The sequence below is a fragment of the Bacillus sp. FJAT-26390 genome (genome assembly GCF_001682865.1).
Lineage (GTDB): Bacteria > Bacillota > Bacilli > Paenibacillales > Paenibacillaceae > Pristimantibacillus.
Genome location: NZ_MAQX01000022.1, coordinates 555,775 through 568,257 on the forward strand (window position 1 = coordinate 555,775; position 12,483 = coordinate 568,257).

The window sequence follows — 12,483 nt, forward strand, 5'->3', positions numbered from 1 at the left end:
GCTGCCTCTTTGCGTTAAACGTTGATGCAAATGATAGTAATGAATTAGTTCGATTCTGATGATAAGCCGATCGTTACAATTTTATAGCCACCTACTTGAACCGTATTGTTAACCTGCTCGGAGCTTTTGTCTTCCATAATATTGCTTACGTAGGTTTCGGAAGCAGCGTCTGGATGAATGGCTAAGCTCGCAGACGTGCCGGCTAAATTATACCACCGCGCCATGCTGTCGCCTCTCTCTTCGTTGATCTTCAAGCTGGAGAACGCAAGCTGGTCGCCGTTCCACTTGAGAAAATCATGCGAAGCAGCAAGCTCGCCATTATGAACCCCTGTAAGGACAGCAGTCAGCGGAATGGGGAACCGGTACGCTTCACGGTAAGCATCGAAGCGGTCCGCGGCATCGCCGTACGGAATGATCATCCATTCCGCTTCGTTCGTGCCAAGGCACTGTGCTTCAGGCGTATGGAAAACGCCCCAGTCGCCAAGCTCTCCGACCGAGCGAAGCAGCGTTAACGCGATCGTGTTTCTTCCGTCCAGGAGCACCTCGTATTCATTTAAGCCTTTGCCTGCGACGGTTAAGCCTCTTTGATCTGCGTGCACGTCGATAAAGGTTTGCATATGCTGACAGTTGCTTGGATTTTCCCATTCCTTGGACGGTACGTTTTGGCGCTCTGCGACCTCAAAGATGGAGTCCGCAAAATGGGTTGTTGCCAGAATATCCGATGGCAGCAATACGCGCAGCCTGTGATCAGCGGACTGGTTTTCAATACGCGCATGAACATGCACGCCTGTGCCTTCGCGCTCGAGGCTGACGCGGGTTACGATGACGAGCGGAGCAAGCAAGTCGGATCTGCCAGCCTTCCGCTGCCGGAATGGGGCCATCGTCCGGACTTCTTCCGCGAGCAAGTCATCTGCCCGTGCAGGAATAGATAGCCGATGCACGATTTCGATGGCGGCCCTGTATGGCGAATCCTCAACAATCCGAATTTCGGCTTTGCTGCCTTTTGTCGTAATCGGCAAATCGCCAGCTGGCTGTTTGAAAATATATTCGTTCCCGATATCGCCAACGTTCTCATACTGGCCGAGATCAAGGAACAGCTGTCTGCTTCGCTTGTCATAAACAACGTAGCTTCCGTCCTCCTCAACGGTCAGTCTGAGATGACGATTTTCGAGCGTTGCCGTACCTGTCACCAAGGTCTCGCGTTTATCGGCTTCAGGCTTGCTATCATGCTCGCTTGGTATCCAAGCGAAGGAGCTGTAGCCCATGGAAGGAAGCGTTCCCGTCTCGAAGGTTATGCTCAGCGCGCGTGCCATGTAAGGCTGCCGGAATTTATCGCTTGGCAATTCATAGCCAAAACGCACGCCCAAATCATGCACGGTGAACGCGATCCGCTCTCCGGCAGCGTTAACCAAATAACCACCGGCATGCGTCCGCTCCTTAACGAGAGCGGCAATGGCCACAGGGTCCTCGCTCTGATCGAAGAAGCGATGCGACCATTCAACCTCAACGGTTATGACAGACGAGCCCTCGTAGCCGCTCGTATTAAAAACGACAAAAGGCGCTGCGGACTCTCCAAATGCTGCAAAATGGCTCGTATTCACTTTTGCGCTTATGAATTTGGCGCTCTCGTTCGTTAAAGCTTTGCCTACCTCCATGCTTTTGGCGAACCGCGTTTGCATCTCTTGGTAGACCTCATCTACGCTGCAGCCGCAAATGCTGTCATGCGGGTGGTTCTGCATCAATGTCTTCCAAGCATATTGGAACAGCCCATGCGGGTAAGGCTTGCCCAGCTGATGCGCTAAGCTTGCGATCGGCTCTGCAACTTTCTCCAGCAGCGTCTGATTGCGCTGATTCAGCTGCTTGATATAGACGCGGGCGGAAGCGGTATTGACTAAGGAATACCAGCCGTCCGTCTGCTGTCCGCGAAGCTCGCCGCGCGTCAAGCTTAAGGTTGGCGGCTGCTCGGCCTGAACGGCCTTTATATAGTCATCAAAGTTAGAATGCACAAACTCGTAGTCCGGGAAGAGCTCCCTGGCAACGCGAAGCGCTTCAGAGAGATTCGTCTGAATGGGCTGGTGGTCGCAGCCGTTCATGAGCAGCAGCTGCGAGGTTGACGCATACTGCATCGCGCGCGATAAACGATGCTCCCAGTAAGGCTTCGCTTTCAGCGGATCTACCGGAATTTCCATGCCGTTGTTGTACCAGTTGGCAAACAGGATGCCGAGTACGCTGGAGCCGTCAGGCGCCTGCCAGATCAGCTCGGAGAAAGGAGACTCAAGGCCGGTGCTATCCTCCACTCGGTTGTTGAAGCCCGTAGCCTTGACGCCTCTTCCGAAGACGGCGGTGTCGATGCCCGCTTGCCTGAGCAGCTGCGCGGCTTGGCCCATATTGCCGAATGAATCGGGGAAATAGCCAAGCTTCGAGATCGGTCCGTATTTTGCCGCATCCCGGTGCCCGATTTGCAAGTTTCTGACATTCGCTTCGCTGCTCGTAAGAAATTCGTCCTGCAAAATATACCAAGGGCCAAGCGACAGCTTGCCTTCATCACAAAGCTTTTGGATTTGATCGCGTTTCTCCGGGTATACCTGCAAATAATCGTCCAAAATAATCGTTTGCCCATCCAAATAAAAGCTGCGGAAATCAGGATCGGACTCGAACGTTTCCAGCAGCGTGTCCATCGTTTCAATAAGCTTCACATGATGGGCCTCGTAAGGCATATACCATTCTCTATCCCAATGGGTGTGGGAAATGACATGTACCACCCTTTTCGATGCAGTCATCGTTGTTCCTCTTTTCCGTGAAAGGTTAGGTATTACGGGAATAGTGTAATGAATCCGCAGCTTGGTCACAATGAGGGAAAAACAAACTTTAAGGGGAATTATTATCGTTTCGGGCCGAAAGAGCCAAAAGGCATAGAGATGCTCCTGCATAAGAGGAAATTGCATCTTGCAGGATGAACAGTAATGCGTATAAAATCGAGGACAAGTCTACCTGCGCGCAGGGGGCAGCATAGTCGAAGGAAGGTACATGCAGATGAATAAAGTTTCCTTTCGGTTGGCCTCATCCTTCCGCAATCGGATGATTCTAATCTTTTTTATGATCATAATCGTTCCGTTTCTGCTCTTCGCGTATTATGCGCATATCAAATCGATTGAGGGCATTTCCAATACGAATACGACGATGTCCATGAGTTATCTTCTCCAAGCGAGAAAAAACTTTGAAATCTATCTCAATAAATTAAACGATCAGGTTAATGAAGTGATCGGCAATAAAGCGCTTCAGGATTTGCTCGAAAAAGAGCCAAAGGACCAAGCAGAAGAGGAAGCGTTTACAGTTAATTTGTTGACCGTGCTGTATCATGCTACTCCGGCGATCGATGGGTTCAGGGTCAAGGTTTATCCGATCAAGCCAACCGATTATCCCTCGTACATGAGGACGATAGATGAATCGGTTCGCATTGGCGACCAGTATTGGTTCCAGCGCTCCAAAGCGACAGTCAGCCCGACTTGGTACCTGACCATGCCGCAGCAGGGCAAATACGCAAAGCCGCTGCTCTCCTATGTCAAACGTTTTTCGGGGCTGTACGACCAGAAAGTTAGAGGGATCATTGCTACGGATTTATCCGAGGACTATTTGAAACGTTATTTCTCGCCATCCGACCAGCTGAAGGACCAGAAGCTGCTGCTTATCAATGAGAAGGGCGTCGTGCACTACGATTCATCGGCTAATGAATGGACCGGCAAGGAGTTTCCGTCAGCCCCCTTTATCTCCTATATGAACACCGGGGATGAAGGCTCCAAATCCATTACGCTCAATGGGCAAACCTATCTGGCGACCTATATTAAAATGGCAAACCATCCGTGGACCATCGTCAGTCTGACTCCCCTGCACGAGCTGACGGGAACGATTGATGAGATTAACCGGATGCTCGTTATTTTTCTGATCGTCTATCTGGTCTGCTGCATTAGCGTCGTCTTTTATATTACCGCCTATTACACGCAGCCGATTGCTCATCTGGTTCGCATTATGAGAAGGCTGGAAGCGGACAATCTGCATTATTTGCTTCCATGGTCGTCGCGTAAGGACGAGGTTGGATGGCTTTACCGAGGGGTTGGCAGCCTTGTGCAGAGGATTGAAGGGTTGATTAAGGAAGCAGCGCGCTCGGAGAGAAACAAAAAAGCGCTCGAATTCCAAGTGCTGAGCCATCAGATTAATCCGCATTTTTTGTATAACACGTTGGAATCGATTCGGTGGAAGGCGGAAAACCATGGCCGCAGCGACATTAGCGAGATGGTGTCGGCGCTCGGCAATCTGCTAAGGCTCAGCCTGAACCAGGGCAAGGAGATTACAACGCTGCGCCGCGAGATCGAGCAGGTCAAAGCATATGTGTTAATTGAACAAGCGCGAATGGGGAAGGTAGTTCGCATCTTGTATGCTTGCGAGGAAGCGACGATGGATTTGCCGTTTTTGCGGCTTCTGCTGCAGCCGCTTGTGGAAAACGCGATTCAGCACAGCGTGCGGGACAATTTTGAGAAGGGCAAAATCATCATATCGGCTAGAAAAGAAGGCGACGACATCGTTATCGATTTGAGCGATAACGGAAAAGGCATTCCGGCTTCGGTTCTGGAGCAGCTGGAGAAGGAGGAGGAGCCTAGCGTCCAGTTCTCCCATACGCGCAGGGGAGTAGGGCTTCGCAATGTGAACGACCGGTTAAAGCTTTATTTTGGCGACGCGTACAAGCTCCAGATCGAGACAGGGCCCGAAATAGGCACGAAGATTACGTTAAGGCATCCTATCCTGAAGGAAGGTCAGGATTTGGATGCGATTGGGAATGGGTGAAGCGTGAGTATCTAAGGAGGCATAACCTTGAAAAACAAACGTACAAACACATTTGTTATAAGTTTACTCCTGATTTTTATGCTCGTTTTTACCGCTTGCTCGTACAATGGCTGGGGAGGCGGAGATGCGGCAAAGGGAGTTCGCACGACGAACGAGGAGCAGGAACCTGCTAAAGCTCCCGTCACGCTGAAGCTGCTGACTTGGGCCGATGATACGTACCAGGAGCTGTATGACAAATTTAATGCGAGATATCCTTGGATTACGATTGAGCCCATTCCAATCGAGGGCGGCGATGACGGCATTTTGGATCAAATACTTGCGCTTCAAGCTGCCGGTACGCCTGCTGATCTGACGTGGGTCGTGGGTGACCTGCTGCGCTTCGAGCAGCATGGCCTCTTAGAAAATTTGAAGCCGTATATGGACGCCGATGCTTCCTTCCAAGGAAAGGTGCTGCCTGACGGTTACTTCGATACGATGGCGTTTAATGGCCGCAGGCTTGCGGTGCCGTTCGTTGACGTGCCGATGTGGATTGTCGTGAACAAGGATCTGCTTGCGAAGCATGGCGTAGATATGCCGCCGAATAATTGGACCTTTGATGATTTTCGAGATATCGCAAGGCGAGTGACGGAGCCTGCGGCGGGCGAATACGGCCTGACAACGAGCAGCGACTTCGTGATGCGCCTGCTCCCGATGAAAGCGGCGGCCGACGGACACGCTCCGAATTTAGCCTATTTGAATGAGCGACTGACGCAAAGCCTGCTTAACACGCCGGCTGTTATGGAGGATGTGCGCTGGCTGACGGAATTCGTCACCAAGGACGGCTCGATGCTGTCATGGAGCAAATCGGCAGAGCAGGGCGACGTGGTCAAACAATTCATCAATGGCAAAACCGCATTTGAAATCGGCGGAGACTGGCTGCTCCCAAAGCTGCAGAAGGAAGCGAAGTTTGAATGGGATATCCTGCCCTTTCCTAGAGGCAAGGTTAACCAATTTTCCTTCCATATTCTAGGTCCGCTTGCGCTGCTGAGCGGCTCGAAGCATAAGGAGGAGGCGTACAAATGGATTAGCTTCCAATTCGAGACGGAGGCGCAAAAGTGGAAGATCGAGAAGGGCGCCAACGCCTCCGTCATCGAGCCGGAGCTGACGGCGTATATCGATCAGGTTCCTTTGTGGCAGGGGAAAAACATAGAGGCGGTCAAGATGACCAAGGATAACGGGCTCGTGCTGCCAGGCGCAACGATTCCCGGGTTTTCCGAGTACAACTGGATCAACGTGATTAACGATATCGTCTTCCAGGGACATGATATCAACCGGATCATTGCGGAGACGGAAGCATGGAACAAACAAACGCTGGAATTGCGGAAGAAGTGGAAGCGGTAATTCGCCGGATAGGCTGTCTAACAAGGTATTTGCCTTGTGGGGCAGCTTTTTTTGTATCAAGAGGGTGTGCGGGTAACTCATGCTAGTTAGATTGAGCTGGTTATACGCTGAATGCTGGTTAGTGCATTTACGTGCATGCTTTCACCAAAGGCTAGATATCCTGCGTATTCCTCTCTCATTCGCCTGCAAGGACAAGCCAGAGGCGAGGAGGATAAACCTAAACCACAAAGTATAAGAATGGCTCATAGTAAGCCCTTATAGCCTCCATTAGAATAAAAGTATCACATATGGGGAAGGGAAATTGATATGAAATCTAATGGAGTCATTCGGGAATTGCTTAGAAATCGCACGTTGCTGCTCATGTTCCTGCCCGTAGCGACGCTCCTTTTTCTCTTTAATTACTTGCCGCTCGCAGGGCTGGTCATTGCCTTCAAGGACTTTGACTTTGCCAAAGGAATTTTCGGCAGCGATTGGATGGACCCGCTGCTGAACAACTTTGAGTATTTGTTCTCCTCCTCCACCGCTTTCCGGGCGATGAGAAACACGATTCTGCTAAACGCATTGTTCATTACGGTGGGGCTGCTGTTCGAGGTTGGATTTGCACTCCTGCTTAACGAGATTAGGAACAAATATTTTAAACGGGTAACGCAGTCGTTAACGTTCCTGCCTTTCTTCATTTCATGGATTGTCGTTGGCGTGTTCGCTTACAATCTCATGAATTTCGAGAGCGGGGCGATCAATCGTCTCCTTGAAACGATTGGCATGCAGCCGATCGATTTTTATAGCGAAGCCGGCCTATGGCCGCTGATTCTAACCATCGCGGTGCGGTGGAAGGTTACAGGCTACGGAACAATCATTTATTTGGCGGCACTCACGTCAATCGATAATTCGTATTACGAAGCGGCTTCCATCGACGGAGCGACCAGATGGCAGCAAATTCGCTACATCAGCATACCGATGCTGAGGCCTACGATTATCATTTTAACGCTGCTTGCGGTGGGAAGAATTATGAATGCGGATTTCGGGATGTTTTACGCGATGGTTGGCGATGCTTCTCTCTTGTTCCCGACGACAGACGTTATCGATACGTTCGTTTATCGCAGCTTGCGCAAATCTGGAGATATTGGAATGGCATCTGCGGCGGGCTTCCTGCAATCGATTATCGCATTCGTGCTTATTATCGGCAGCAACTATGCAGCTCGCAAAATAGACAAGGATTCGGCGATATTCTAAAAACGTCATTTTACATCAAGGGAGGATCATCCATATGCTTGCGAAAAAGTTTTCCATCTCACAGTTTGTCATCATTGTAGCCATCTCCCTGTTCAGCTTGTCCTGCCTGTTTCCGTTCATTATGGTTATTTCGGGCTCGCTTAGCACGGAGAAGGACATTATGGATTATGGGTATACGTTATGGCCCAAAAGCATTACGTTTGACTCTTATCGCATTCTGTTTCTCGGCTCGACCCGCATCATTGATGCCTATGGCGTCAGCTTGTTCGTAACGGTAGCGGGCACGGTGCTGTCGCTGTTCGTCACAAGCATGGGCGCATACGTCATGGCGAGGCGGTCGTTTAAGTACCGGAATATTTTGTCCGTCTACGTCATTATTACGATGCTGTTCAATGGCGGACTAGTGCCTTGGTACATCATTTGCGTCAGATATTTGGATCTGAAAGATACGCTTTGGGCGCTTATTTTACCGATGCTCGCCAATGCGTTCAATATGTTCCTCATCCGAAACTTTATGTTATCGATACCCGAGGACATGAATGAATCCGCGAAGATGGACGGAGCGGGCGATTTTAAAATCTTTTACCGCCTCATTGCGCCGCTCTCTTTGCCGGTACTTGCCACAGTAGGATTGTTCGTAGCGCTGAGCTACTGGAATGACTGGTTTCTTGGCCTCATGTTCGTCGATAAGCAGGAGCTTCAACCGCTCCAGCTGCTGCTGCGAACGCTCATATCCAATGTGGAATTTTTGAAGAGCTCGAGCAACGCGTCGGCCATGCAGCGAATATCGGCGCAGATTCCTTCGGAATCGATCAAGATGGCGCTGACGGTCGTTACGATCGGGCCAATCATTTTCTTGTACCCGTTCGTTCAACGGTTTTTCGTAAAAGGTTTGATGGTTGGCGCTGTAAAAGGATGACTATGTCGGCATCAGCCGTGTAGTATATAAATCACAAGCTAAGGGGAGAGGTTTACATGCAAAAAAGCAGAGCAAAACTGCCGCTACTTATTGCCGTCATTATGCTGTTTAGCGTTATTCTGGCAGCGTGCAGCTCAAACAACGGAAATGCCCCAAGCAATGAGGCAACGAATGCGCCTTCGAATGCATCAGGGGAGAAGCAGGAGGATGAAGTTACGCTTAAGTTTTATTTTGGCGGGGATAAAAAAGCGGCTACGGACGAGGTTTGGTCCAAGGTCAGCGAATACGTGAAGGCTAAAGGGCTTAACGTAAAGTTTGATATTAACTTTATCCCGTTCGGCGATTTCAAAGAGAAAATGCTCGTTATGGCTGCTTCCGGCGATAACTGGGATATGAATTTCGACGGCGACTGGCTGTCGTACAAGCAAATGGCCGCAAAAGGTTCCTATATGGCGCTGAACGATTTGCTGCCGGAGTATGCTCCAAATCTGCACAAAAAGTACGAGGAGCAGGGAACGCTGGCTGCAGCAACAGTTAACGGCAACATCGTAGGTCTTCCTTGGACGATGAAAATGAATGAGCGCAAGTTTACCGGCTGGCGTTCCGATCTTGTAGAGAAAGCAGGCCTTGATATTCCTGCGGGCTCCATCAAGACGATTGAGGATGTCGACAGATTGCTGCGCGAGCTCAAAAAAGCGTATCCAAACGAAAGAATTTCCCGCACGCCGCCCGTTTCGCTCATTATGATTCGTGATGAGTGGGTTGACCTTAACTTCCACGGTCTCGGCTTCTATTTGAGCGACGATAAAATTACGGTTAAACCGGTTGAGCAGCAGCCTTTCTATCTTGAAGCTGCGAAGCTTGCCAAGGTTTGGTATGACGATAACCTCATCAACCGCGACGCTATGATTGATAAATCGGATGAAGCGGCTGAGTGGAGAAACGGCAAAAAACTGTTTACCGTAACGTCGCATGAGTGGGTAAGCGCAAATCCAGGTTTCTCTGATCCGACGTTCAAAATGGAATCTGCCGAGCTTTATCCTGACAAACGTTTCGTTAACCGTACCGCTCTTGCCAACGTCGTTGCGATCAACCGCAATTCCAAAAACCCAGAGCGCGTTCTTCGCTTCCTCGATATGATGGAAACTGATAAAACGCTGTATGACCTTGTGCAATACGGCATCGAAGGCAAAACCTATGTATTGAACGGTGAAACAGCCGAGTATCCAGAAGGCATGGAAACGACAACGAGCAATTACATGGAGTGGGGCGGCCAATGGGCATTCTGGAAGCCGCAATTCATGCGTCCGACTATGACTTACGGCAAGGACTTCTGGCTGAAGGAAGCTGAGTTTGCTAGCAAGCCTAACAACGTAAACTCTCCAATTGACGGCTTGTTCATCGCGGAAGACAATATGAAAAATGAAATTGCCAAACGCGACACGGCAAACGATGAGCTGAACAGACCGATTGAGTTTGGCGTCGTCAAAGATGTTGAGAAAGCGGTAGCCGATTATATCGCAACTCAAAAGAAAAACGGCCTTGACGTCATCATCGCTGAAACGCAAAGACAAATCGATGAATTCCTTGCAGCCAAAAAATAATACGCACACCACATGAGAAGCCGACCTGCTATTAAAAAAGGGAGGCTTCTCCTTTGAATCATAATGTAAGCGAATACATTTTCTTAATATGGAATACGCATACGTTCAAGCTAAGCTTTACCAAGGCGACAACAGCAAGCTGAAACCGCAAGGCAGCCTTAATCCGCGAGCCTGGTCCCCCGGGACCAGGCTCTTTTTTTTTGACAATACAAAAGCAGAGAGGGAGGTGGTAGGATCGACCAATTGAACGACAGGCTTTTGTTTCTCTATCATTCCAATCAATGAGGAGGCAAGTATGATGGTAAAAGGAAGGAATCAAGCGTACGTAATCGCTTTGCTTGTTTTTGCACTTATTTCCACGCAGCTTTCGTTTTCTTCATCCAAGGTTTCCGCAGCTACGAATCTAGCGCTAAACAAAAGCGTAACGGAAAGCAGCCATACCCAGAGCTATGCAGCCTCTAACGTTACCGATGGCAATCAAGGCACCTATTGGGAGGGAGCGGCAAACAGCTATCCGAGCTGGGTCAGAGTGGATCTCGGCAGCAGCCAGACCGTCAATCAAGTTGTACTTAAGCTTCCGGCGACATGGGGAGCACGTTCGCAAACCTTATCGGTGGAGAAGAGCAGCGACGACATCGCTTACAGCACGGTCGCTGCTTCAACTGCCTATTCATTTAGCGCGGGCACCAATGCGGTGACGATTAATTTTGCCAGCGCGAGCGCGCGATACATTAAAATTAGCATCACTGCAAATACGGGGGCCAGCGGCGGTCAGCTATCCGAGCTGGAAGTATATGGACCGGCAACGATACCATCGCCGACTCCAACTGCTACGATGCAGCCTACTGCTGCGCCGAGCTCTTTCTCGGCTTTTGCTCAAACGGCGGCTTCCAGCTTTACGAGCCAGTTCGGCACGCAATTGGAAGCCTCCAGCGAAGGCGGGCAAAATGTTGCCTTCGTGGATAACGGGGATTACATCGCTTTCGATAATGTGAATTTCGGAAGCGGCGCCTCCTCGGTCGCGCTGCGCGTAGCGAGTCAAACGAGCGGCGGCAATATCGAAATAAGGCTGGATAGCGCGAGCGGTACGTTAGCAGGCACATGCGCGGTGACGAGCACGGGCGGCTGGCAATCCTGGACTACGAAAAACTGCGCGATATCGACGATAAGCGGAGTGCATAATCTGTATTTGAAATTTACCGGCGGAGCCGGAAATCTGTTTAATGTGCAGTGGTTTAAGTTCGCAGCCGCTTCGCTTGGCGGCGATGTGGTCGGCAAAATATTTGCCGGCTATCAAGGCTGGTTCACCGCAGGCGGTGACGGCTCTCCGCTTAACAATTGGACGCACTGGTCGAAAAACAACAATAACCTTACGGCGAATTCGAACGTGAATTTCGAGATGTATCCGGACTTACGGGAATATTCCAAGCTTTATCAGACGAATCTGGGCAATTTGGGCAACGGCCAGCCAGCTAAGCTGTTTTCTTCTTATGATCAGGAAACGGTCAACAAGCATTTTGAATGGATGCAGACGTACAACATCAGCGGAGCGGCGCTTCAAAGGTTTGGAGCGGATGCGAACTATGCGCCGAATAGCTGGAACCAGAACCGCGACAGCGTAGCCGTTAAGGTGAAAAATGCAGCAGAAGCATACAGCCGCAAATTTTATGTCATGTATGATATTACGGGACTTGATCCAAACCAATGGGTCAATGCGGTCAAAAATGATTTTACGAACAATGTAGTCGGCACGATGAATCTGACCTCCTCGTCGGCTTACGCCAAGCAGGACGGGAAGCTTGTCATTTGTATTTGGGGAATCGGCTTTACCGACCGGCCGGGAACAGCAGCGGAATCCGCGGACTTGATCGCTTGGTTTAAGAACCAAGGCTATTACGTCATCGGCGGAGTGCCTACCCATTGGCGCAATGGCGACAACGATTCGAAGCCGGGTTTCCTTGATGTGTACAAATCGCTTGATATGCTGTCTCCGTGGTTTGTCGGACGGTTCAGCCAGCTTGCGGGAGCCGATCATTACAAGACCAATCAATGGCAGCCCGATTATGCATTTACACAGCAAAATGGCATCGTGTATCAGCCGGTTATTTGGCCGGGCTTTGCTTGGAAAAACATGAAAAATGGCCCCGTTAATGAAATTCCGCGGCTTCATGGCGATTTTATGTGGCGTCAGGCTTATAATTTGAAGAGCCTCGGCGTGAACACGGGTTACATTGCGATGTTTGACGAGTATGACGAAGCGACGGCGATTGCCAAAGCGGCGGAAAACAGCTCGATGATTCCAAACAATCAATATTTCCTTACCTTGGATGCAGACGGCGTCGCCGTATCCTCCGATTTTTATTTGCGGCTGACCGGCGACATTGCAAGGCTGTTCAATAATGAAATACCGCTTACCGTGAATCACCCGACTAGCCATCAATAAATAGCAAGTAAGGCGCTCCTCTAGCAGGAGCGCCTTTTTGGCTTATAATGGAGAGTGAAAGCAAC

Annotated in this window: 7 protein-coding genes; 6 read left to right on the plus strand and 1 reads right to left on the minus strand. The window is 50.1% G+C overall.

Going from position 1 to position 12,483, the window contains the following annotated elements; genetic code table 11:
• Positions 1-44 precede the first annotated feature (44 nt).
• Complete coding sequence (locus tag A7975_RS19605) at positions 45-2,780, minus strand: alpha-mannosidase (RefSeq protein ID WP_065386197.1); 2,736 nt, start codon at positions 2,778-2,780, stop codon at positions 45-47.
• A 253-nt stretch (positions 2,781-3,033) separates the two neighbouring features.
• On the opposite strand from A7975_RS19605, the gene A7975_RS19610 reads away from it, so the two are divergent.
• From A7975_RS19610 to A7975_RS19635, 6 genes are all read left to right on the plus strand, one after another.
• Positions 3,034-4,839, plus strand: coding sequence for a cache domain-containing sensor histidine kinase (locus A7975_RS19610; RefSeq protein WP_053374925.1), 1,806 nt, complete (start codon positions 3,034-3,036; stop codon positions 4,837-4,839).
• A 27-nt stretch (positions 4,840-4,866) separates the two neighbouring features.
• Positions 4,867-6,219: an ABC transporter substrate-binding protein gene (locus A7975_RS19615; RefSeq protein WP_065386198.1), complete on the plus strand. Its 1,353-nt coding sequence runs from the start codon at positions 4,867-4,869 to the stop codon at positions 6,217-6,219.
• A 306-nt stretch (positions 6,220-6,525) separates the two neighbouring features.
• Positions 6,526-7,452, plus strand: a complete 927-nt coding sequence (locus tag A7975_RS19620; protein ID WP_065386199.1) for an ABC transporter permease — start codon at positions 6,526-6,528, stop codon at positions 7,450-7,452.
• A gap of 34 nt (positions 7,453-7,486) precedes the next feature.
• Positions 7,487-8,371 (plus strand): carbohydrate ABC transporter permease, encoded by an 885-nt coding sequence (locus A7975_RS19625; RefSeq protein WP_065386200.1) that lies wholly within the window; start codon positions 7,487-7,489, stop codon positions 8,369-8,371.
• 56 nt (positions 8,372-8,427) lie between these two features.
• Positions 8,428-9,975 (plus strand): extracellular solute-binding protein, encoded by a 1,548-nt coding sequence (locus A7975_RS19630; RefSeq protein WP_053374929.1) that lies wholly within the window; start codon positions 8,428-8,430, stop codon positions 9,973-9,975.
• A gap of 295 nt (positions 9,976-10,270) precedes the next feature.
• Positions 10,271-12,418, plus strand: a complete 2,148-nt coding sequence (locus tag A7975_RS19635) for a carbohydrate-binding protein (protein WP_082198308.1) — start codon at positions 10,271-10,273, stop codon at positions 12,416-12,418.
• Positions 12,419-12,483: the final 65 nt, after the last annotated feature.